At 55.0% G+C, this 21749-nt stretch carries 20 protein-coding genes; 10 read left to right on the top strand and 10 right to left on the bottom strand.

Translation table 11 applies throughout. The features are described from left to right. Complete coding sequence (locus tag ACQG19_RS00830) at positions 1 to 357, bottom strand: DUF3302 domain-containing protein (RefSeq protein WP_013094935.1); 357 nt, start codon at positions 355 to 357, stop codon at positions 1 to 3. Between the two features lie 659 nt (positions 358 to 1016). Between ACQG19_RS00830 and ACQG19_RS00825 the strand changes: the two genes are divergently transcribed. From ACQG19_RS00825 to ACQG19_RS00810, 4 genes are all read left to right on the top strand, one after another. Then, on the top strand, positions 1017 to 2924 hold the full coding sequence (locus tag ACQG19_RS00825; RefSeq protein ID WP_013094933.1) for a PTS mannitol transporter subunit IICBA: 1908 nt from the start codon (positions 1017 to 1019) through the stop codon (positions 2922 to 2924). 102 nt (positions 2925 to 3026) lie between these two features. Next, the gene (gene mtlD / locus ACQG19_RS00820; RefSeq protein WP_013094932.1) at positions 3027 to 4175 is read left to right on the top strand and encodes a mannitol-1-phosphate 5-dehydrogenase; all 1149 of its coding nucleotides are present in this window, start codon (positions 3027 to 3029) and stop codon (positions 4173 to 4175) included. Continuing rightward, entirely contained in the window at positions 4172 to 4762 is a 591-nt protein-coding gene (mtlR, locus tag ACQG19_RS00815) for a mannitol operon repressor MtlR (protein WP_058661810.1), read from the top strand. Before mtlD ends, mtlR begins: the two co-directional genes overlap by 4 nt. Before the next feature lie 58 nt (positions 4763 to 4820). After that, the gene (locus ACQG19_RS00810) at positions 4821 to 5183 is read left to right on the top strand and encodes a YibL family ribosome-associated protein (protein ID WP_023621173.1); all 363 of its coding nucleotides are present in this window, start codon (positions 4821 to 4823) and stop codon (positions 5181 to 5183) included. A gap of 33 nt (positions 5184 to 5216) precedes the next feature. Here ACQG19_RS00810 and ACQG19_RS00805 read toward each other — a convergent pair whose 3' ends face one another. The 4 genes from ACQG19_RS00805 to ACQG19_RS00790 are packed head-to-tail and all read right to left on the bottom strand — an operon-like array spanning position 5217 to position 10089. Continuing rightward, complete coding sequence (locus ACQG19_RS00805; RefSeq protein WP_038418375.1) at positions 5217 to 6311, bottom strand: fimbrial protein; 1095 nt, start codon at positions 6309 to 6311, stop codon at positions 5217 to 5219. A gap of 9 nt (positions 6312 to 6320) precedes the next feature. Next, entirely contained in the window at positions 6321 to 8801 is a 2481-nt protein-coding gene (locus ACQG19_RS00800; protein WP_029881913.1) for a fimbria/pilus outer membrane usher protein, read from the bottom strand. A 3-nt stretch (positions 8802 to 8804) separates the two neighbouring features. Then, positions 8805 to 9476: a fimbrial biogenesis chaperone gene (locus ACQG19_RS00795; RefSeq protein ID WP_038982547.1), complete on the bottom strand. Its 672-nt coding sequence runs from the start codon at positions 9474 to 9476 to the stop codon at positions 8805 to 8807. 31 nt (positions 9477 to 9507) lie between these two features. Continuing rightward, positions 9508 to 10089 (bottom strand): fimbrial protein, encoded by a 582-nt coding sequence (locus ACQG19_RS00790; RefSeq protein WP_029881911.1) that lies wholly within the window; start codon positions 10087 to 10089, stop codon positions 9508 to 9510. Between the two features lie 1083 nt (positions 10090 to 11172). Here ACQG19_RS00790 and lldP point away from each other — a divergent pair. The 5 genes from lldP to trmL all read left to right on the top strand — a co-directional run bounded on the left by lldP (position 11173) and on the right by trmL (position 16823). Continuing rightward, positions 11173 to 12828: an L-lactate permease gene (gene lldP, locus ACQG19_RS00785; protein WP_020686512.1), complete on the top strand. Its 1656-nt coding sequence runs from the start codon at positions 11173 to 11175 to the stop codon at positions 12826 to 12828. Further along, positions 12825 to 13598, top strand: a complete 774-nt coding sequence (gene lldR / locus ACQG19_RS00780; RefSeq protein WP_246932255.1) for a transcriptional regulator LldR — start codon at positions 12825 to 12827, stop codon at positions 13596 to 13598. Before lldP ends, lldR begins: the two co-directional genes overlap by 4 nt. Then, positions 13595 to 14782, top strand: a complete 1188-nt coding sequence (lldD, locus tag ACQG19_RS00775; RefSeq protein WP_246932256.1) for an FMN-dependent L-lactate dehydrogenase LldD — start codon at positions 13595 to 13597, stop codon at positions 14780 to 14782. The genes lldR and lldD overlap by 4 nt, the downstream gene beginning before the upstream one ends. 181 nt (positions 14783 to 14963) lie before the next feature. Further along, entirely contained in the window at positions 14964 to 16304 is a 1341-nt protein-coding gene (locus ACQG19_RS00770; RefSeq protein ID WP_020686509.1) for an MFS transporter, read from the top strand. A gap of 45 nt (positions 16305 to 16349) precedes the next feature. Beyond that, positions 16350 to 16823 carry a tRNA (uridine(34)/cytosine(34)/5-carboxymethylaminomethyluridine(34)-2'-O)-methyltransferase TrmL gene (trmL, locus tag ACQG19_RS00765; protein ID WP_045294588.1) on the top strand — a complete coding sequence of 158 codons (474 nt, stop codon included), beginning with the start codon at positions 16350 to 16352 and terminating at the stop codon, positions 16821 to 16823. Here trmL and cysE read toward each other — a convergent pair. The 5 genes from cysE to ACQG19_RS00740 form a co-directional block, all read right to left on the bottom strand. Beyond that, positions 16820 to 17641 carry a serine O-acetyltransferase gene (gene cysE, locus ACQG19_RS00760; protein ID WP_013094922.1) on the bottom strand — a complete coding sequence of 274 codons (822 nt, stop codon included), beginning with the start codon at positions 17639 to 17641 and terminating at the stop codon, positions 16820 to 16822. The genes trmL and cysE overlap by 4 nt on opposite strands. 75 nt (positions 17642 to 17716) lie before the next feature. After that, positions 17717 to 18736 (bottom strand): NAD(P)H-dependent glycerol-3-phosphate dehydrogenase, encoded by a 1020-nt coding sequence (gene gpsA, locus ACQG19_RS00755; protein ID WP_020686508.1) that lies wholly within the window; start codon positions 18734 to 18736, stop codon positions 17717 to 17719. Further along, positions 18736 to 19203 carry a protein-export chaperone SecB gene (gene secB / locus ACQG19_RS00750; RefSeq protein ID WP_003860835.1) on the bottom strand — a complete coding sequence of 156 codons (468 nt, stop codon included), beginning with the start codon at positions 19201 to 19203 and terminating at the stop codon, positions 18736 to 18738. The genes gpsA and secB overlap by 1 nt, the downstream gene beginning before the upstream one ends. Before the next feature lie 33 nt (positions 19204 to 19236). Beyond that, positions 19237 to 19488 carry a glutaredoxin 3 gene (grxC, locus tag ACQG19_RS00745; protein ID WP_010426371.1) on the bottom strand — a complete coding sequence of 84 codons (252 nt, stop codon included), beginning with the start codon at positions 19486 to 19488 and terminating at the stop codon, positions 19237 to 19239. An 11-nt stretch (positions 19489 to 19499) separates the two neighbouring features. After that, entirely contained in the window at positions 19500 to 19931 is a 432-nt protein-coding gene (locus tag ACQG19_RS00740) for a rhodanese-like domain-containing protein (protein WP_013094920.1), read from the bottom strand. A 248-nt stretch (positions 19932 to 20179) separates the two neighbouring features. On the opposite strand from ACQG19_RS00740, the gene gpmM reads away from it, so the two are divergent. After that, positions 20180 to 21724: a 2,3-bisphosphoglycerate-independent phosphoglycerate mutase gene (gene gpmM / locus ACQG19_RS00735; RefSeq protein ID WP_058650592.1), complete on the top strand. Its 1545-nt coding sequence runs from the start codon at positions 20180 to 20182 to the stop codon at positions 21722 to 21724. The last annotated feature ends 25 nt before the right edge of the window (positions 21725 to 21749 follow it).

The following is a 21749-nucleotide window of genomic DNA, read 5'->3' as shown; positions in this document are numbered from 1 at the left end:
TTAGCGCTCCAGCGTTTTCGTATCAGCAGTGGGCTGTACCGCTGCCAGCTTTTGTTCTAATTCGGCCACGCGTTTGGCCAGCGCATCCATACCCGGCACCTCATCAGGTTTGGTGATGTGGTTTTGCATGCCCCAACCGCGATCTTCCCGGTACAGCGTGGCCCAGATCCACAGGAACGGCCAGATGGCATGGAGCGTAAACAGGCTAATCCAGCCCGCCGTGTGGATTGCATCGGCATGGGGATGATTACGCTTTTTGGCCATGTTATAGGGGATGTCATGAATGGCGATGATTCCGTAAAACAGAACCAGAAAAACAAAAATCAATACGCCCAGCGCAAAATAGTTGAGAAACATATTCTCCTCACTTAAACAACGTCAACTCATTAAATTAATAAAACAGTACGCAACCTAATTAATTTATTTTTAAACATAAAAGGTAGACTGGTTATTTCAGAGCCGGGGAGTATCGGTTTTTATAATATCTCCATGCAAGTTTATAAACGTGTCAAAATATATCCTGAATAATAATATACTTAACCTTACATTATGAGCGTAATCCACGTTTTCGCTTTTCGCCATACCACACATGAAAAGTGGTTTTTTAGCTTTGCGTGTTGCCCAGAACCATCGTGACGCTCATTCGTCAGGCAGAATTTGCCGCCGATCACAGCCGGAGAAATCCGTATAAAAATTTTTTGTGAATTAAATCACAACTCAGAAACAAACTCGCGACAACTAAATGTGATACATCTCACAAAAACAGGGGTGTTTTGCCGATTTCCTCCCCATTGTGTTTTTTTTAGACTGTGGTTTTGTGATTCAGATCACCTCATTTCCCGCCACACCCCCTGCATTTACGTGATTGTGATCACACAATTTTTCGCTGTCTGGACAGTTGAACGATTCAGTGCCAGATTTCACAGCATCAGAACAGGGCCCGGCTACCTCTGCCGCCTCATTAACAATAAACCTCGGGCCGCAAGCCTAAGCGTAAACAGAAGAAGGGGTGTTTTATGTCATCCGATTTCAAGATCAAAGTTCAAAGCTTTGGTCGTTTCCTCAGCAATATGGTGATGCCAAATATCGGCGCGTTTATCGCGTGGGGTATCATCACTGCATTATTCATTCCGACAGGGTGGTTGCCTAACGAAACGCTGGCGAAACTTGTTGGCCCAATGATTACTTACCTGCTGCCGCTGCTCATCGGTTATACCGGTGGTCGTCTGGTGGGCGGTGACCGTGGTGGCGTAGTGGGTGCCATCACAACCATGGGTGTTATCGTCGGTGCGGATATGCCGATGTTCCTCGGTGCGATGATCGCCGGTCCTCTGGGTGGCTGGGCGATTAAGAAATTCGACGTTTGGGTTGATGGCAAAATCAAATCCGGCTTCGAGATGCTGGTGAACAACTTCTCTGCGGGCATCATCGGGATGATCCTCGCGATTCTGGCGTTCCTCGGCATTGGCCCGGCAGTTGAAGTCCTGTCCAAGATTCTGGCGGCGGGCGTTAACTTCATGGTGGCGCACGACATGCTGCCGCTGGCGTCTATCTTTGTTGAACCGGCGAAAATCCTGTTCCTGAACAACGCCATCAACCACGGTATCTTCTCACCGCTGGGTATTCAGCAGTCTCATGACCTCGGCAAGTCCATCTTCTTCCTGATTGAAGCGAACCCGGGTCCGGGTATGGGCGTTCTGCTGGCGTACATGTTCTTTGGTCGCGGCAGCGCGAAGCAGTCTGCTGGCGGTGCGGCTATCATTCACTTCCTGGGCGGTATTCACGAAATTTACTTCCCGTACGTGCTGATGAACCCACGTCTGATCCTGGCCGTTATCCTCGGCGGTATGACCGGTGTGTTCACTCTGAGCGTGCTGAACGGTGGTCTGGTTTCTCCGGCGTCTCCGGGCTCTATCCTGGCGGTACTGGCAATGACGCCGAAAGGTGCCTATTTTGCTAACATCGCGGCTATCTGTGCGGCAATGGCAGTCTCCTTCGTGGTCGCTTCTATCCTGCTGAAAACCAGCAAAGTGAAAGAAGATGACGATATCGAAGCGGCCACCCGTCGTATGCACGACATGAAAGCCGAGTCCAAAGGCGCAACGCCGCTGTCAGCGGGTGATGTTTCTAACGACCTGAGCCACGTGCGTAAAATCATCGTTGCCTGTGATGCTGGTATGGGTTCCAGCGCAATGGGTGCCGGCGTGCTGCGTAAGAAAGTGCAGGATGCAGGCCTGACCAATATCTCAGTGACCAACAGCGCCATTAACAGCCTGCCACCGGATGTTGACCTGGTAATTACGCACCGTGACCTGACCGAACGTGCCATGCGCCAGGTACCGCAGGCACAGCATATTTCGCTGACCAACTTCCTCGACAGCGGCCTGTACACCAGCCTGACTGAACGTCTGGTGGCCGCACAGCGTCACGAAGACAACGAAGTGAAAGTGCGGACCAGCCTGCAGGACAGCTTTGACGAGAGCAATGCTCACCTGTTTAAGCTGGGCGCGGAGAACATCTTCCTCGGCCGTACCGCGAGCACCAAAGAAGAGGCAATTCGCTTTGCCGGTGAGCAGCTGGTGAAAGGCGGCTACGTTCAGCCTGAATATGTCGACGCGATGCTGGAACGCGAAAAACTGACGCCAACCTACCTGGGCGAATCCATCGCGGTGCCGCACGGTACGGTGGAAGCGAAAGACCGCGTGCTCAAAACCGGCGTGGTGTTCTGCCAGTATCCTGATGGCGTGCGCTTCGGTGAAGAAGAAGACGACATCGCCCGTCTGGTGATTGGTATCGCCGCTCGCAATAACGAGCACATCCAGGTGATTACCAGCCTGACCAACGCGCTGGATGATGAGTCCGTCATCGAGCGTCTGGCACAGACTGAAAGCGTTGAAGAAGTGCTGGCACTCCTCAACAAATAACAGCGTATCTTCCCTCTCCCCTTAGGGGAGAGGGCTAGGGTGAGGGGTATACGTTCCTCACCCCAGCCCTCTCGGGTAAAAACATTGATAAAGGTTAACACTATGAAAGCATTACATTTTGGCGCAGGTAATATCGGTCGTGGCTTTATCGGCAAACTGCTGGCAGACGCGGGCATTACGCTGACATTCGCCGATGTGAATCAGGTCGTTCTGGATGCCCTGAATGCCCGTCATAGCTACCAGGTACACGTGGTGGGAGAAAACGAGCAGGTTGAAACGGTCTCTGGCGTCAACGCGGTAAGCAGCATTGGCGACGATGTTATCGACCTCATCGCCAGCGTTGACCTGGTGACCACCGCAGTGGGCCCGGTGGTACTTGAGCGCATCGCGCCTGCGGTCGCAAAAGGCCTGGCAAAACGTAAAGCGCAGGGCATCGATACCCCGCTGAACATCATTGCCTGTGAAAATATGGTGCGTGGCACCACACAGCTGAAAGGCCACGTTCTGGCCGCCGTTGCGGACGAAGACAAAGCCTGGGTTGAAGCGCACGTTGGCTTCGTGGATTCTGCCGTTGACCGTATCGTTCCGCCGTCAGAATCTGCAACTAACGACCCGCTGGAAGTGACGGTAGAAACTTTCAGCGAGTGGATCGTGGACAAAACCCAATTTAAAGGCGCGCTGCCGACCATTCCAGGTATGGAATTAACGGATAACCTGATGGCATTTGTGGAACGTAAACTCTTCACGCTGAACACGGGTCATGCTATAACCGCGTACCTCGGAAAATTGGCCGGTCATCAGACTATTCGTGATGCGATCCTCGACGAGAAGATCCGCGCGGTGGTAAAAGGGGCAATGGAAGAGAGCGGCGCGGTGCTGATCAAACGCTACGGTTTTGATGCTGATAAACACGCAGCATACATCCAGAAAATCCTCGGTCGTTTTGAAAACCCGTATCTGAAAGATGACGTTGAGCGCGTGGGCCGCCAGCCATTGCGTAAGCTGAGCGCGGGCGATCGCCTGATTAAGCCGCTGCTGGGTACGCTGGAATACGGCCTGCCGCACGCCAACCTGGTGAAAGGGATTGCCGCCGCGATGCACTACCGCAGCGAGCAGGATCCGCAGGCGCAGGAGCTGGCTCAGCTGATTGATGACCAGGGCGCACAGGCTGCGCTGGCGCAGATTTCCGGTCTGGACGCCAACAGCGATGTGGTTGCGGAGGCGGTTAACGCATATAACGCAACCAAATGATGCACAGTGAGGCGCAGGCAATCCTGCGCCCTGATTACAGATTGTCAGATATGCAGGCAATAATGGAACAAACCCAGGCCTTTGAAAATCGTGTGCTTGAGCGTCTGAATGCTGGCAAAACCGTACGAAGTTTCCTGATTACCGCCGTCGAGTTGTTAACCGAGGCGGTGAATATCCTGGTACTTCAGGTGTTTCGCAAAGACGACTACGCGGTAAAATATGCTGTAGAACCGTTACTGGACGGCGACGGACCGCTGGGCGATTTATCCGTGCGTCTGAAGTTGATTTATGGTCTTGGCGTGCTGAACCGGCAAGAGTATGAAGATGCGGAGCTGTTGATGGCACTGCGCGAAGAGCTCAATCATGACGGTAATGAGTACACCTTTACCGATGACGAGATCCTTGGCCCCTTCGGCGAGCTGCATTGCGTTACCGCGCTCCCCCCTGCCCCCCATTTTGATAACAGCGACCCGGAACTGTACGCCATGCAAAAGCTGCGTTATCAACAGGTTGTCCGTTCCACGATGGTTCTTTCCCTGACTGAGCTGATTTCCCGAATCAGCTTAAAAAAAGCGTTTCAGAAGTAAGCCTGCTCACATTGGTGTATCCTTCCCTCTAAATTCCCCGTTTTCAGAGTTATTTGTCATGAAAGAAGTCGAAAAGAACGAAATTAAACGCCTGAGCGACCGTCTGGATCTGATCCGCCATCAGATGGCCGGTCTCTCGCTGGTAGACTCCGCCGAGAAGTACGCCGAGCTTGAGAAAGAGACCGCGAAGCTGGAAGCGGAGATCGAGCGCCTGCGCGAAGTGAAAAGCCAGAAGCTGAGTAAAGAAGCGCAGAAGCTGATGAATATGCCGCACCGCCGCGCCATTACCAAAAAAGAGCAGGCCGATATGGGCAAGCTGAAGAAAAGCGTACGGGGCCTGGTGGTGGTCCACCCGATGACCGAGCTTGGCCGCGAGATGGGCCTGAAAGAGATGACGGGTTTTTGTAAGACGGCGTTCTGATCGGTCTCCCCTGCCGCAGCGGCAGGGGAACATTCAGTTGTAAATCAGGTTAAACGTGGCCATCGCATCCGCTTTTCCCGCCGTCACGTTCTCTTCTGTCTGAATATAATGCGCATCAAACCAGAAGGTCTGCGTCTGGTTATCTCCCACCTGCCCAAGCGCCGACACCTGCGGGGTGTTCCACGGCACCACCTGCCCCTGAACCGCACCGGTGTTGTCGCCATAAAGCAGTTCGATCCCGACGCCGCTGGCGCTGTCCTGCTGCTTCGTTAACGCCAGCGCCCGATCGTTGCCCGGCGTGGTATCGCCGAAAAAGCCCATCTTCACCGTCGTGTTATTTTCACAGGTCACCGGAATGCTGAAGCGTCCGCCACCGGCGCGGGAGCCTGTGCCGTGAAATTCACGCTGGCTTACGGTTCCCATCGGCACCAGAATGCTGCGGGAACCAACGGAACAGCTGGTATGCCTGACCGTGAAGCTGGCGAGACGGATCTGCACCGGTGTCGCGACGCTGGTCGCGCTGGCTTTGTTTTCTCCCGCCTGTAATATCAGCGATCCGACGTTTTGCTCCTGGGAGTTGGCGTTATCATCAGGCATGGCGCTGGACGTCGGTATTTTGTAAAACACTACCCAGAACTGCATTTTATAGGTTGAGGCGCTGGCAAAAGCAGGATTCTGTGAGGCGTCGCAGATACGGCGTGACTCGTTGCCGTCCACCGGGCTGGTGCCGTCAATATACCGCACGGCATCCGCACCACAGTACTGCTGCTCGCGGAACCCGAGCGCGTAGCCGATGCCTTCAATCTGGGTTTTGTAGACGTGCCGCGACGCACCGTCTTCCCCCACCACGGTGCCGACGGGATTATCCATCTCGACAAATCCGATACTTCGCCAGGCGTCATTTCCGCCATCGCAGCTGTAAAAATCCGCCCCGGTAGACTGTATCGGCGCGGAAACCGGCGTCCAGTCCGCTGTGCCAGGAGCATATCCAATGGCGTAGGGTACCTGGACAACCCACTGATTGCGCGTGGTGTGGCAGGGCGAGGCCTGAGCGTGCGCATGAAAACTCAGCATGCCAAAAAGAGAAAGTAGACTGAGGTAGAAAACCCATTGAATAAAGTGACGCATAATATTCCTCTAGTGGCACTCAAGAGACAGCGTAGCGATGCCGGGAGCCATATGAACCGCCCCCAGTTTGAACGGCGTCTGGCACTGACGCGGCTCTCCGTCTTCATACCAGGTTACGCGCAGCGTGCCGCGCTCCGGTACTCCGCTCAGGTAAGCCTGACCGCCGTCAGCCACCATGCTTCGGTTGGCTGAACGACGTTTTTGCTCCACCACCTCGGCCTGGGCGCCAAATGGCAATGGCTCGCCGTGGTATCGCAGGGAGAACAGCACGCGATAGCCAATGTGCGTTGCGTAATTAGCAAGCACCACCGCGCCGCTGGTGGGAACGAGCGTCAGACCGCTCTGCTCAACGTCGACGTTTTCGCCAAGCGTCGCCGTATCAAGATTGACGGTATTCTTACGATAGGCCGAAAGCGCGGGCATAACCGCGTAGCCGCGACTGTCGGTATGGATGCCGCTGTAGCCCTCCGGCTCAACGTTCGCCGCGCCAGGCACGCGCAGCAGGGCGACGCTATCGCCCAGCGGCTGGCTGAGCGTGACGCCATACTGCGTGGCGATAACGCCCCCGGCGAGGCCGAGACTGGCATTATCGCCGTTTCGGCTGCGATCATAACCGAGGCTTACGTTGCCGTAGCCGCCGTTATATTGCAGCGCCAGACTGGTGCTGTCGGCTTGTCCCTCGCTGGCTTTACTCTGCTGAACGCTATAGTTGAGGTTGCGGTTCGCCAGCGCGCTGCCGTTGAGTGACACCTGCTGCGTGGACATCCCACGGTTATTTTTATTGATGAAGTAACTCACCGAGCTGTCCGGTAGCCAGTTACCGAGCGGAATATTGATATTAAACGACACGGTGCGATCGGGATGTTGCTCACGTGCTGAGTCGGTATAGTCATACCCCGCTCCCCATGAAATGCCCCGCCAGCTGGTGTACCAGCCAAGGTGTATGGTTTTATCCTGCCCGGAGGTGTGCCAGTAATCCTGCATCCACGCCGAAACGCTAAGACTGCCGAACTGCCCCAGCGTCTGTGAGAAGGTTATTTGCGAGCGGCTACGGCGGTTATTGAGCCGTAACTGCTGGCTGTCAGACTGATTCAGCTCGCTAAACTCATAAAAATTGCGCGAAGCATAACGATAGCTCGCCAGATTGAAGGCGGTGCCGGTGGTATTAAAATCCTTCTGATACTGAACGCGCCACGCCTGCCCTATTACGCTTTTGCCGTCAGATAAACGGCTTTTTGCCAGCGTATCGTCAACGCCCAGCGAGCCGAACGCGCCAAACCCTCTGCCCACGCCAATGGCGCCGGCCTGGTAGTTATTCGCGGTACGAAAGCCGCCGTATACCGTCATACTGGAGAACAAGCCGTAGAAAAAAGCGCCTTCAACAAAGTCCGGCGACCGGGCATCGCTGGAGCCGGAGTGAAAGCGTCCGGCGTTGAGGCTGTATTTCAGGCTGCCCTGGCGCCGCATAAACGGTACCGCAGAATAAGGCTGGGTAAATACGCGTTTCGAGCCGTCGCTTTCCGTGATGGTCACTTGCAAATCGCCGCTTTGCGCGCCGGGGAACAGATCGTTAATAACAAACGGCCCGGCGGCAACCCAGGTTTCATAAATGACATAGCCATTTTGCGAAACAGAAACCCTGGCATAGCTGTGCGCGACGCCGCGAATTGTCGGCGCGAAGCCGCGCTGGCTGTCGGGTAACATACTCTCGCTGGATGAGAGCTGAACCCCGCGAAACGCCACGCTATCGAACAGGTCGCCGGCAGTCCAGGCATCGCCGATCCGCAGTTGGCTGTTCAGGCTGCGAATATCCCTGCTCAGCCAGCTGCTTTGTGACTGAAAACGATTGCCGCCCGCGTTGCTGTAGCTCCAGGCCGACGTATTACGCAGCCGCCACGGTCCCAGGTTTACGCCGTTACGCAGACTGAGATAACTTGACGTCGTGTCGCCGTTTTGATGATGGGCCTGCCCGCCCGTGAGACTGTAATCAACAAATGCCGCCGGAATACCGTCATCCCACTGCGACGGAGGCACATAGCCACGGCTTCGGTGCGTCATCGCCGCCTGCGGCAGGCTGAGAAACAGGCGCTGCTGGTTAAAATCATAGGAGGTCCGCGCCGCCGGGATAAAATCGGCGATATGCGTGAAGGTCTCTCCCTCCTGCAACCGGGAAAGCGCCGGGATCGCCCCCACATTCACCCCGAGCGTCTCCAGCAGCGGCACGCTAAACACGGGCTGCAGGCTGCCTTTCTCATTGACGAAAGTAATCTCCTGATGCCGTTCCTCGCGTCCATTAACCTCAATCGTTACGAGCCACGTGCCGGGCATCTGCCCGCCCTTTTCGGAGAAATAGTGCAGATCCGCCGTTTTCTGTTCGGCAGAGGAAAGCTCCAGCGCGGCGGGATCGAAATAATCCTCGGCCCATCCTGTGCGGCTGAAGCTGAGCAGCAGCACCGAAAGTGGCGCATAACGAAACAGGCGAGAAGGCATGGTTTAAAGAGGTTGCGACCGGGTCGCGGTAATAGCGCCAAAATCATTAATAGCCGACCAGGTAACGCTGCCGGAGGCTGCCACAGGCCATTCGCGGGTTTCGCCTGGGCCGATCATGCCCGGTTGCTCAATGTTGTGCCCCGAGACGCTGAGGCGATAAAAAGAGACGTAGTACGGCGTCGGGTTGGTGGCCTCAAGCCCTTTCTGCGTCGTTGAGAACCTCACCTTTTGCCAGGCGGTTGCAGCATCGCCTTTCAGGTTTTCAGGGCGGTAGAAAATTTTAAATTTCGATTTAACGTTAATTTGTAATTCGTTGCTGCTCTCTTTTGGCTTTGGCGCAATGGCCTTAATATCGAGCCAAAATACGGATTCACGATCTGCGGGTAGCGGCGCGCCGGTATATTGAATACGAAGCGTATTGGTCTGATCCGGATCAAGCCTGAATAGTGGCGGCGTGACGATAAATGGCGCGGCGCGGTTTTTCCCTTCAGCGTCATTCTCAACCCAAGACTGGATCAGATAGGGAACTGCACTTTCCATATTAGATACAGAAAATGCCACCTCCTTACTGTTTTGCGGGTATACGATCCGTGTTCCCCCCATTACTACGCCTGCGGAAACTGACGCAGAGCTAATCATTAATGCAGTGAGCATAATATACGACAAACGTTTCATCTCTATTATCTCTGGAGGTGGCTAAAAATAATCAGTTATAAACCATCAGGAAATTGGACACAGCGTTGACATCACCCGCTTTGATTTCCGTTCCATCTTTGTCCAGTGCGGCAAAGAACGTTAATTCTGCATTGCCTTGAGCATCTGGTGCGGTGGTTTTTGAAACCGTACCCGGCTTAATAACCGTGCTGCGATCGCTGTTATAAAGCTTCACCCCGACGCCCGTCGCCATACCCGTGCCTGGCGTAACCTGCAACAGCGAGTCATCAACCGCATCTTTATTCCCGTCAAACAGCACCGCCACAGATTTAACCGTTTCCGGGCATTTTTCGACGTTGATTTTGAACTCACGCGGCGTTGTTTCGACGTGTTCATCGAAGTAGCTTTTCGCCCACGCCCCAAGATCTACCGTTTTGGTTTTTGATGCCGTAGTAATGTTACAGGAAATAAGGGTAATCTTGCCGGTGAAGTTGATTGTACCGCCTGTGCTCTGTGTACCTGCGTCTGTATTCAGGCTAGTATTAACGCCTGAATTACTGCTTGCCAGCACCGCCTGAGAAGATAACAGAAACCCCGCCGTGGCAAATGCCAGCGCCACATTTTTGATTTTCATTAGGAACACTTTCCCCTCTGTAAATTAAACAGATATTGATTTATTGTACCAAGTACAATAACTTCTATAAGGATTTTAAAGCCGTCACCCAAAGGGTACTAACAGAATTGGTGACGCGACCTCAAAGAATAAATCAGGGTCCATCCCAGCGTGACAATCCGTATATTTTCTGCAAACCCTTCCGCTATATCCTACAGTTTTGGAAAATCCGCCAGGCCGCAAATAACAATGATTAGTGTGTAGTTAAAATTTAATTTAGCATCTTCTGTAACGTTGTATATCAATAAATAGTAAATCAAATGTCTTTTAACGTCTACGCACTTAAAAGCGCTCAGCAGGCCTGTTTCACATTTCATATTTAACAGCCAGATAACATATTTAACGCATTTCCATAGCCCTGAGAATTATTAACTACCTCCTAATACCGAAGCTAAATTATTTTACTTACACAACTGATCATTGTTTGATCAATTTTTTTAAGAATATTATTAGAAGAAATTATTAGCATCGTGCGAAAAACATCGTTTTTATACTGGCCAGGTGCGCTTATAAAGGATATTTTATCATTGATCAGCAAATGATCGTTTGTAATAAGCTGTTAAAGCCTATATGTGAAATTTACCTTAAATGTAATTTTTTGCTAAACATGATATTCCGCATTTTTACCTAAAAAAAATTTTTATTTTTAGGTAAAAAATCACACCCTTAACACGCAAGACACCCAACACAAACCAGAATAAAACATAAATCCCTCCTAAAGTTAACATGATTGCGGTACTTGCTTCTCTTTATCCCCTTCGCTACGCACCGCGCCTGACTGAATGACACGATTTTGACCCGGCTCCTGCTCAACCCTGAACATTGTGGATTTGGTCCTACCAATGGGTTTTAAAGCTATCCTTCGTTCACAGTTTCAATGATTCACGTCACAAATATATTGCCGAATAGCAACAGTTGATTAACCATTCATTGTCATTACCCCTACAACACAATATTGGCAGGACCACTTTTACACAGACTGTGACGCAGAGATGAGCGGAGACTCACCCGCAGCATAGGCTGTCTGGTCCCCAGGAGACCTGCATGAGCCTCTGGCAACAAAACTACGACCCGGCCGGGAATATCTGGCTGTCCAGCCTGATCGCATCGCTGCCGATCCTGTTCTTCTTCTTTGCGTTGATTAAGCTCAAGCTGAAGGGCTACCTCGCCGCGACGTACACCGTCGCCATCGCGCTGCTGGTGGCGCTGTTCTTCTACAAAATGCCGATCGATCGCGCGCTGGCATCCGTTGTCTACGGTTTCTTCTACGGCCTGTGGCCGATTGCGTGGATCATCATCGCCGCAGTGTTTGTCTATAAAATCTCAGTCAAAACCGGGCAGTTCGACATCATTCGCTCGTCGATTCTCTCCATCACGCCGGACCAGCGCCTGCAGATGCTGATTGTCGGCTTCTCCTTCGGGGCGTTTCTGGAAGGGGCGGCAGGGTTTGGTGCGCCGGTGGCAATCACCGCCGCGCTGCTGGTCGGGCTGGGCTTTAACCCGCTCTATGCCGCCGGTCTTTGCCTGATCGTCAACACCGCGCCGGTGGCGTTTGGCGCGATGGGTATTCCGATTCTGGTCGCAGGCCAGGTGACTGGCCTGGACAGCTTCGAAATTGGTCAGATGGTTGGCCGCCAGCTGCCGTTCCTGACCATTATCGTGCTGTTCTGGATCATGGCGATTATGGACGGCTGGCGCGGCGTGAAGGAGACCTGGCCTGCGGTGATGGTGGCGGGCGGTTCGTTCGCGATTGCCCAGTATCTCAGCTCGAACTTCCTTGGCCCGGAGCTGCCGGACATTATCTCTTCCCTGGTGTCGCTGGTCTGTCTGACGCTGTTCCTGAAACGCTGGCAGCCTGTGCGCATCTTCCGCTTTGCCGATATGGGCGCGTCACATGTGGATCAAACTCTGGCGCGTACCGGCTACAGCGCAGGGCAGATCGTTCGCGCCTGGTCACCATTCCTGTTCCTGACCGCCACGGTAACGCTGTGGAGCATCCCGCCGTTTAAGGCCCTGTTCGCCCCGGGCGGTGCGCTGTACGACATGGTGATTAACATCTCCGTGCCGTTCCTCGACAAGATGGTCGCCCGTATGCCGCCAGTGGTGCACGACGCCACGCCGTACGCGGCGGTATTTAAGTTTGACTGGTTCTCCGCCACCGGCACGGCCATCCTGTTTGCCGCACTCCTTTCTGTGGTGTGGCTGCGCATGAAACCGGCCGCCGCGGTACAGACCTTTGCGGCGACCATTAAAGAATTGATGCTGCCGATCTACTCCATCGGCATGGTGCTGGCGTTCGCGTTTATCTCGAACTACTCCGGCCTGTCATCAACGCTGGCACTGGCGCTGGCCCATACCGGCCACGCCTTCACCTTCTTCTCGCCGTTCCTCGGCTGGCTGGGGGTATTCCTGACCGGTTCAGATACCTCGTCTAACGCCCTGTTCGCCGCCCTGCAGGCGACGGCGGCTCAGCAGATTGGCGTCTCTGACGTGCTGCTGGTGGCCGCGAATACCACCGGCGGCGTGACCGGGAAGATGATCTCTCCGCAGTCCATCGCCATTGCCTGTGCGGCAGTAGGGCTGGTGGGTAAAGAGTCCGACCTGTTCCGTTTTACCGTGAAACACAGCCTGATATTCACCTGCATGGTCGGGGTGATCACCACCCTGCAGGCCTATGTCTTAACCTGGATGATCCCATGATAGTCATGCCCAGACGCCTGTCCGACGAGATTGCCTCTCGCGTTCGGGCGCTGATTGAAGAACAACAGCTGGAAGCGGGCATGAAATTGCCCGCCGAACGTCAACTCGCCGCTCAGCTTGGCGTGTCGCGCAATTCCCTGCGTGAAGCGCTGGCGACGCTGGTCAGCGAAGGAGTACTGGTAAGCCGTCGCGGCGGCGGCACCTTTGTGCGCTGGCAACATGACGACTGGTCCGAGCAAAACATCGTCCAGCCGCTCAAAACCCTGATGGAGAATGACCCGGACTACAGCTTCGACATCCTCGAAGCCCGTCACGCTATCGAAACCAGTACCGCCTGGCATGCGGCCATGCGAGCAACCGAGGCCGACAAAGAGAAGCTCAGGGCCTGCTTCGACGCCACGCAAAGCAGCGACCCGGATATCGCTTCGCAGGCGGATGTCCGCTTTCACCTGGCGATTGCCGAGGCGTCGCACAACGTGGTGCTGCTCCAGACCATGCGCGGTTTTTTCGACCTGCTGCAATCCTCCGTGAAGCAGAGCCGCCAGCGCATGTATCTGGTCCCGCCGGTCTTTGCTCAACTGACCGAACAGCACGAGGCGGTGCTCAACGCCATTCTGGCCGGTGATGCCGAGGCCGCACGCAAGGCGATGATGGCGCATCTGGGCTTCGTCCACACCACCATTAAACGATTTGATGAAGATCAGGCCCGACAGGCGCGTATTACCCGTCTGCCTGTCGACAGTGATATATCCAGGGAGAACAAAGCATGATTATTTCAGCAGCCAGTGACTACCGCGCCGCGGCGCAGCGTATTTTGCCGCCGTTCCTGTTCCACTATATCGACGGCGGGGCCTATGCCGAATATACCCTGCGCCGTAACGTGGAAGATCTGTCGGAGGTGGCTCTGCGTCAGCGCGTGCTGAAGAATATGTCGGATCTGAGCCTTGAGACGAAACTGTTTAACGAAACGCTCTCCATGCCGGTAGCGCTTGCCCCGGTCGGGCTGTGCGGCATGTACGCCCGTCGCGGTGAAGTGCAGGCCGCTGCGGCGGCGGATGCCAAAGGCATTCCGTTTACCCTTTCCACCGTGTCTGTCTGCCCGATTGAAGAGGTGGCCCCGACCATCAAGCGCCCGATGTGGTTCCAGCTATACGTCCTGCGCGATCGCGGCTTTATGCGTAACGCGCTGGAGCGCGCCAAAGCGGCGGGCTGTTCCACGCTGGTCTTTACCGTTGATATGCCCACCCCCGGCGCGCGCTACCGTGATGCCCACTCCGGCATGAGCGGCCCGAACGCTGCCCTGCGTCGTTACTGGCAGGCGGTAACACATCCGCAGTGGGCGTGGGACGTGGGCCTGAATGGCCGTCCACACGATCTGGGGAACATCTCGGCTTATCTCGGTAAGCCTACCGGGCTGGAAGATTATATCGGCTGGCTGGCGAACAATTTCGATCCGTCCATCTCCTGGAAAGACCTGGAGTGGATCCGCGAATTTTGGGACGGCCCAATGGTGATTAAAGGGATCCTCGACCCGGACGACGCCCGCGACGCGGTGCGTTTTGGCGCAGACGGGATAGTGGTCTCGAACCACGGCGGACGTCAGCTTGATGGCGTGCTCTCATCCGCACGCGCCCTTCCGGCGATTGCCGATGCGGTTAAAGGCGACATCGCTATCCTCGCCGACAGCGGTATTCGTAACGGGCTGGACGTGGTGCGCATGATTGCGCTGGGTGCCGACAGCGTACTTCTGGGACGCGCTTATCTTTACGCGCTGGCCACCAGCGGCCAGGCAGGGGTAGCAAACCTGCTCAACCTGATTGAGAAAGAGATGAAGATTGCAATGACTCTCACCGGGGCGAAAACAATCGGCGAGATCAGCGAGGATTCTCTGGTGCAGGAGTTGAGCAAGATCCCTGCGGCACTGGCACCGCTTACCCACGGAGACGCGGCCTGATCCCCTCCGCTTAACCTACCTTTCTGACGCGTCCGATCTCCTCCATCGGGCGCGTTTTTGTGTCGTAAATACCATCTAGATAACATATTAGATAAGAATATTTGACATCCCCCGCCACACGCAATTGTATAGACAAGCAAATACAAGAACACAAAAACAACATCACATCAGAGAGGAGCGTATGGCCTATTCAGGTAAGGTGGATATTCAGCAGGTAATCGACGACAGTTCCTTTTCATGGTTTCACTGGCTACTCATTGTGCTGGGCTTTCTGGTGCTGGCAATCGATGGTTTCGATACAGCGGCAATGGGCTACATTGCCCCGACGCTCTCGGCAGAATGGGGGATCCACAAACAGGATCTGGGGCCGGTACTGAGTGCCGCGCTGTTGGGACTGTCGCTGGGTGCGCTGATCGCAGGTCCGGTATCGGACCGGATGGGCCGCAAGCGCGTACTGGTCTTTTCGTGTTTATTCTTTGGTCTTGCAAGCCTGGGCGCCGCCTGGGCGCAAACCCTGAACACCCTGACGCTGTGGCGATTTCTCACCGGCCTGGGTTTGGGTGCGGCAATGCCTAACGCCATCACGCTGATCTCAGAGTTTGCCCCTAAGCGCTGTCGCGCCATGGCGATCAATACCATGTACTGCGGTTTTCCTCTGGGCGCGGCGGGGGGTGGGGCAATCTCCTCCTGGCTGATTCCTCACCACGGCTGGCGAAGCGTACTGCTGACCGGCGCAATTGCCCCGCTAATCCTGACGCTGCTGCTGGCGCTGTTTTTGCCGGAGTCGGTGAAGTTTCTGGTTCAGCGTGGAAGAGACGTGATGCAGATCCGCCGTATCGCCAGCCGCTTCGCCCGCGGCACGCTGGATGGCGTGACCGGCTTTTTCCTGGCGGAGGAGCGGGTCGCGTCTAAGAAAGGGAGCGTGGCACAGCTGTTTTCTATGCCCTGGCTGCCCGGCACCCTGATGCTGTGGGTGACCTACTTTATGGGGCTGGTGATTTATTACGTCCTGCTGAGCTGGATGCCGACGCTGATGCTGGGGATGGGTTATCCGCTGGCGGAATCTGCCTGGCTCACCTCGCTGTTCACCTTCGGCGGTACCGCAGGCATTCTTCTCGCCGGGTGGATGATGGACCGCTGGGAGGCGCACAGGGTGGTGGCAGGTGGGTTTATGCTGACCATGGCGCTCATCCTGCTGCTCGGCATGGAGCATAATCACATCGCCCTGTTTGGCGGATTGATTTTCCTGATGGGGATCGCCATGAACGGCGCGCAATCAGGGATGCAAACCCTGGCCGCCACCTTCTACCCAACCGAATGCCGCGCGACGGGTATCGCGTGGATGCAGGGAATTGGCCGTTTTGGTGGCGTGGCGGGTACCATGACCAGCGCGCAGCTTCTCTCCATGCAGTGGCAGGCAGACAGTATTTTGATGATCCTCAGCCTGCCCGCGCTGGTGGCTGCAGGTGCCACCGTCTATAAAATGCTGCGCTGCCGCCCACAGGAACCCGGCGTCGCGTAGTGCCCGTCATTTCTGCTATGCTGCCCCCGCAATTAAGGGGGCAGCATGCTTAACATCGTTTTATTCGAACCTGAAATTCCGCCTAATACCGGCAACATTATCCGCCTGTGCGCCAACACCGGGTTTCGCCTGCATATTATCGAGCCGATGGGCTTTACGTGGGATGATAAACGCCTGCGTCGTGCGGGGCTGGATTATCATGAATTTACCGCGGTGGTTCGCCATCATGATTACGCCGCGTTTCTGGAAAGCGAAAAGCCAGAGCGCATGTTTGCCCTGACGACCAAAGGCACGCCCGCGCACAGCGCCGTGAGCTACCAGGCAGGCGACTATCTGATGTTTGGTCCGGAAACCCGCGGCCTGCCGGCCACGATTCTGGACGCCCTGCCCGCTGAGCAGAAAATCCGTATTCCGATGATGCCGGACAGCCGTAGCATGAACCTGTCGAACGCGGTGTCCGTGGTGGTGTATGAAGCCTGGCGCCAGATGGGGTATCCGGGCGCCATTCTCAGAAGTTAAATGCCGTCACCATACTCAAACGTATGGTGAATGCCGTTGAAGTGCTGATCCATGTCCATCGATGGTTTATCACTGTCTGGCTTACCGACGATGCGCGCCGGTACGCCAGCGGCGGTTGTGTGCGGCGGCACGGGCTGCAGCACCACAGAGCCCGCGCCGATTTTCGCGCCGCGGCCCACTTCGATATTGCCGAGGATTTTGGCACCCGCGCCAATCATCACCCCTTCACGAATTTTCGGATGGCGATCGCCGCTGGTTTTGCCGGTACCGCCCAGGGTAACCGACTGCAGGATCGACACGTCATCTTCAATGACCGCCGTCTCACCGACAACAATCCCGGTGGCATGGTCGAGCATGATCCCCCGGCCAATTTTGGCCGCCGGGTGAATATCAACCTGGAAGGTCACAGAAACCTGGTTTTGCAGGAAAATTGCCAGCGCGCGGCGGCCTTCCTTCCATAACCAGTGGCCGATGCGGTACGCCTGTAAGGCATGAAAACCCTTCAGGTACAGCAGCGGCGTAGAATATTTATCGACCGCCGGATCACGCGTGCGCACGGCCTGAATATCACAGGCGGCAGAGGCGATCATTTCCGGGTCTGCGGCGTAGGCCTCTTCCACCACTTCACGAATGGCGATGGCGGGCATGATTGAAGACGCCAGCTTGTTGGCGAGCATATAGCTCAGGGCACTACCGAGGTTTTCGTGCTTGAGTAACGTTGCATGGTAGAAACTGGCCAGCATCGGCTCACAGTCGGCCAACGCCCGGGCTTCGGCTTTAATATTATTCCAGACGATATCCAGTTCTTCACACGGCATTGCTTACTCCAGACGATAGTATAATGACCAGCCAGTTCTGCGCTGGCTGGGTCATTCAGGTGACAATGGTTCCGACTAGTTACTGCTGCGCTCGTCCTTGCGCGCACGACCTAATAAGGTCAATGCTGCCTCGCGCGCATTTTTTCCGCAATACAATACCTGATAAATTTCCTCGGTTATTGGCATTTCGACACCAAAACGGTGCGCCAATTCGCGGACTTCTTTGGTATTGCGGTAGCCTTCAACCACCTGACCAATCTTCTCCTGCGCGCCTTTTACATCCATGCCCTGACCGAGCATCATGCCAAAGCGGCGGTTACGCGACTGGTTGTCGGTACAGGTCAGCACCAGATCGCCTAAACCCGCCATCCCCATAAAGGTGGCCGGATCGGCACCCAGTGCCGCCCCGAGACGGGACATCTCGGTTAACCCACGGGTGATCAGCGCAGTACGTGCATTGGCACCAAAGCCAATGCCGTCGGACATCCCGGCGCCAATGGCGATGACGTTCTTCACCGCACCGCCCAGCTGCACGCCGATAAAATCGGGGTTGCTGTAGACGCGGAAACTCTTGCCGCAGTGCAGCAGGTGCTGAAGATCGTCCGCAAAAACAGGATCCGTAGAGGCCAGCGAGATTGCCGTTGGCAGGCCTGCGGCCAGCTCTTTGGCAAACGTTGGGCCGGAGATAACCGCCAGCGGGATCTCGGTACCCAGCACTTCGCGGGCAACGTCCTGCAACAGACGACCGGTTTCGGCTTCCAGCCCCTTCGTTGCCCACACAATGCGTGCATCCGGGCGCATCAGCGGCTTGATCTGCTGTAGCACGTCGCCAAACACATGGCTCGGCACCACAATCAAAATATTGCGGCTGGCTGCCAGCGCGGTCGCAAGGTCGCTTTCCAGGTGCAAGGAGTCAGGGAACGGAACGTCAGGAAGGAACGCCACGTTACAGCGGTCGTGCTGCAGCGTTGCGATATGTTTTGGGTCGTGGCCCCACAGGACCACCTCGTGACCATTTCTTGCCAGCGTGATGGCAAGAGCGGTGCCGTAAGAGCCGGCACCGATCACAGTCATTGACGCATTAACAGTGCTCATCAGGCATCCTGATGTTGTTCAGCACCTTCGCCAGCCTGCTGCTGCAGATAGTTCATGAACAGCGCATCAAAGTTAACTGGCGCAAGGTTCAGTTGCGGGAATGTACCGCGAGAAACCAGGCTGGTGATGCATTCACGCGCATACGGGAACAGGATGTTCGGGCAGTATGCACCCAGGCAATGCGCCATCTGGTTGCCTTCAATACCGCCGATGGAGAAGATACCGCCCTGCTGTACTTCACACAGGAATGCAGTTTCTTCGCCCAGAGAGGCGGTCACGGTCACACGCAGTACGACTTCATACACGTCATCAGCCAGTTGGGTTGATGCGGTATCCAGATCAAGTTTAACCTCTGGCTGCCAATCTTTCTGGAAAACATGTGGCGCATTTGGCGCTTCGAAAGAGACATCCTTGGTGTAGATACGCTGGATCTGGAAAGTCATTTCGGTGTTGTTTTGTTCTGACATGGAAAAACCCTTTTTAAATTGTCCTAAAGTCTCTTAGCTCAGCAGGGGATCGAGTCCACCACGGGCGTCGAGCGCATACAAGTCATCACAGCCGCCAATGTGCTGCGCATCAATAAAAATCTGCGGAACCGTCGTGCGACCACTACGTTGAATCATCTCTTCGCGTTTTATCGCGTCACCATCGATCGGCAGTTCCTGGAACGTTACGCCTTTGCTGTTCAGCAGCGCTTTCGCACGGTGACAGAACGGGCAGGTCGCTTTGGTGTAGATCTCGATATTGGCCATCACTGAACTCCTTATTTACCGCGCACCAAAGGAAGGTTTTCTCCGCTCCAGCCGGAAATGCCTTCTTTCAGTACAGAGACGTTTTCGAAGCCTGCTTTATGTAGCAGGCTAGCAGATTCCTGCGCCTGCATGCCGGTACCGTCAACAACGATAATCGGCTGGGCTTTATGCTTCTCAAGCTCGCCCACGTTGTTGGCTTTGATTTCAGCTGGCAGCAGGTTGATAGCGCCTGCAATGTGCCCTTTGCGGAAATCGTCACGCTGACGCAGATCGACCACGACGGCATCTTCTTTGTTAATCAGACGCGTCGCTTCACCACGGGTGATAACCTTAATCTTAGACGTCAGGCCCTTAAATGTGGTGAACAGCACAGCGGCCAGCAGGCCAATCCACGCGATGCTCAGAACCGGATGGCGGCTAACGAATTGCATAATTTCTTGCATGGAGGGTAACTACTCCCGACTTAGTGATTAAAAAAACCAGGACAGGAGTATACCTGTGCGTTGTGGCAAATACAGCCAGCGACCCTAAGCTAATCCATTTTCTGCGGCATGCCACCTAAAAAAATGCCTCAAAATGGTCGGAGAAGCATCTTGTCCCTGCCCTTTCTTTGATCTTCTGCGGCTATTTGAACGATTCAGCTGTAGTAAAATTACGCAAATTTTTGACTCTTGAGCATGAGGTTGTCGCAATGTCGGTTTCTAAAAAACCTATGGTACTGGTGATTCTGGATGGCTATGGCTACCGTGAAGATCAACAGGATAACGCCATTTTCAACGCTAAAACCCCGGTCATGGATGCGCTGTGGGCGAAACGTCCCCACACTCTGATTGACGCATCCGGCCTGGAAGTGGGTCTGCCGGACCGTCAGATGGGTAACTCTGAAGTCGGTCACGTCAACCTGGGCGCCGGGCGTATCGTCTATCAGGATCTGACGCGTCTGGATGTTGAAATCAAAGAACGCACCTTCTTCGCCAACCCTGTGCTGTGTGGTGCGGTGGATAAAGCCGTTGCCGCAGGCAAAGCCGTGCATATCATGGGTCTGCTGTCTGCCGGCGGCGTTCATAGCCATGAAGATCATATTATGGCGATGGTTGAACTGGCCGCTGAGCGCGGTGCGGAAAAAATCTACCTGCACGCGTTCCTGGATGGCCGCGATACGCCACCGCGTAGCGCTAAAGGTTCGCTGGAAGCCTTCGAAGAGAAATTTGCCGCACTGGGCAAAGGCCGCGTGGCATCTATTATTGGCCGCTACTACGCCATGGATCGCGATAATCGCTGGGATCGTGTGGAACAGGCCTATGACCTGATGACGCTGGCAAAAGGCGAGTTCCAGTTTGCGACTGCCGTTGAGGGCCTTGAAGCCGCGTACGCGCGCGATGAAAACGACGAATTCGTTAAAGCGACCGTCATTCGCGCAGAAGGCCAGGCTGATGCCGCCATGGAAGATGGCGACGCGCTGATCTTCATGAACTTCCGTGCTGACCGTGCGCGTGAAATCACCCGCGCATTCGTTAACAGCGATTTCGACGGTTTCGCCCGTAAGAAAGCGGTGAACATCAACTTCATCCAGTTGACCGAGTACGCCGCAGACATCAACGCCCCATGCGCTTACCCACCGGCTTCACTGGCCAATACCTTCGGTGAGTGGATGGCGAAAAACGATAAGACGCAGTTGCGTATCTCCGAAACCGAGAAATATGCCCACGTCACCTTCTTCTTTAACGGCGGTGTAGAAGAGCCGTTCAAAGGCGAAGATCGCATTCTGATTAATTCACCAAAAGTCGCTACCTATGACCTGCAGCCAGAGATGAGCTCTGCGGAATTGACCGAAAAACTGGTTGCGGCGATCGTTAGCGGTAAATACGACACCATCATCTGTAACTATCCGAACGGTGACATGGTGGGTCATACCGGGGTGATGGAAGCGGCTATTAAAGCGGTTGAAGCGCTGGATCACTGCGTTGAGCAGGTTGCCAAAGCGGTTGAATCCGTTGGCGGCCAGCTGCTGATTACCGCTGACCACGGTAACGCAGAGCAGATGCGCGACCCGGCAACCGGACAGGCGCATACGGCCCACACCAACCTGCCGGTTCCGCTGATTTATGTAGGTGATAAAGCACTGAAAGCAGTGGAAGGCGGCAAGCTTTCTGACATCGCGCCAACCATGTTGTCGCTGATGGGTATGCCGATCCCTGAAGAGATGACTGGTAAGCCGCTGTTCATCGTGGAATAATCGCTCCCCATGAGGGGAAAGGCGA

This window comes from Enterobacter cloacae complex sp. 277I4 (assembly GCF_050031465.1).
In the GTDB taxonomy this organism is placed as follows: Bacteria; Pseudomonadota; Gammaproteobacteria; order Enterobacterales; family Enterobacteriaceae; genus Enterobacter; species Enterobacter cloacae.
Note: the sequence above shows the minus strand (reverse complement) of the source record. Positions and strands in the feature narration are given on the sequence as shown.

Coding starts and splice junctions, on each gene's coding strand:
- trmL (WP_045294588.1), top strand. CDS start 16,350: ATGCTTAACATCGTTTTATTCGAACCTGAAATTCCGCCTAATACCGGC.
- lldP (WP_020686512.1), top strand. CDS start 11,173: ATGAGCCTCTGGCAACAAAACTACGACCCGGCCGGGAATATCTGGCTG.
- ACQG19_RS00830 (WP_013094935.1), bottom strand. CDS start 357: ATGTTTCTCAACTATTTTGCGCTGGGCGTATTGATTTTTGTTTTTCTG.
- ACQG19_RS00790 (WP_029881911.1), bottom strand. CDS start 10,089: ATGAAAATCAAAAATGTGGCGCTGGCATTTGCCACGGCGGGGTTTCTG.
- mtlD (WP_013094932.1), top strand. CDS start 3,027: ATGAAAGCATTACATTTTGGCGCAGGTAATATCGGTCGTGGCTTTATC.
- ACQG19_RS00800 (WP_029881913.1), bottom strand. CDS start 8,801: ATGCCTTCTCGCCTGTTTCGTTATGCGCCACTTTCGGTGCTGCTGCTC.
- gpmM (WP_058650592.1), top strand. CDS start 20,180: ATGTCGGTTTCTAAAAAACCTATGGTACTGGTGATTCTGGATGGCTAT.
- lldR (WP_246932255.1), top strand. CDS start 12,825: ATGATAGTCATGCCCAGACGCCTGTCCGACGAGATTGCCTCTCGCGTT.
- gpsA (WP_020686508.1), bottom strand. CDS start 18,736: ATGAGCACTGTTAATGCGTCAATGACTGTGATCGGTGCCGGCTCTTAC.
- ACQG19_RS00795 (WP_038982547.1), bottom strand. CDS start 9,476: ATGAAACGTTTGTCGTATATTATGCTCACTGCATTAATGATTAGCTCT.
- ACQG19_RS00810 (WP_023621173.1), top strand. CDS start 4,821: ATGAAAGAAGTCGAAAAGAACGAAATTAAACGCCTGAGCGACCGTCTG.
- ACQG19_RS00825 (WP_013094933.1), top strand. CDS start 1,017: ATGTCATCCGATTTCAAGATCAAAGTTCAAAGCTTTGGTCGTTTCCTC.
- ACQG19_RS00740 (WP_013094920.1), bottom strand. CDS start 19,931: ATGCAAGAAATTATGCAATTCGTTAGCCGCCATCCGGTTCTGAGCATC.
- cysE (WP_013094922.1), bottom strand. CDS start 17,641: ATGCCGTGTGAAGAACTGGATATCGTCTGGAATAATATTAAAGCCGAA.
- grxC (WP_010426371.1), bottom strand. CDS start 19,488: ATGGCCAATATCGAGATCTACACCAAAGCGACCTGCCCGTTCTGTCAC.
- ACQG19_RS00805 (WP_038418375.1), bottom strand. CDS start 6,311: ATGCGTCACTTTATTCAATGGGTTTTCTACCTCAGTCTACTTTCTCTT.
- lldD (WP_246932256.1), top strand. CDS start 13,595: ATGATTATTTCAGCAGCCAGTGACTACCGCGCCGCGGCGCAGCGTATT.
- ACQG19_RS00770 (WP_020686509.1), top strand. CDS start 14,964: ATGGCCTATTCAGGTAAGGTGGATATTCAGCAGGTAATCGACGACAGT.
- mtlR (WP_058661810.1), top strand. CDS start 4,172: ATGATGCACAGTGAGGCGCAGGCAATCCTGCGCCCTGATTACAGATTG.
- secB (WP_003860835.1), bottom strand. CDS start 19,203: ATGTCAGAACAAAACAACACCGAAATGACTTTCCAGATCCAGCGTATC.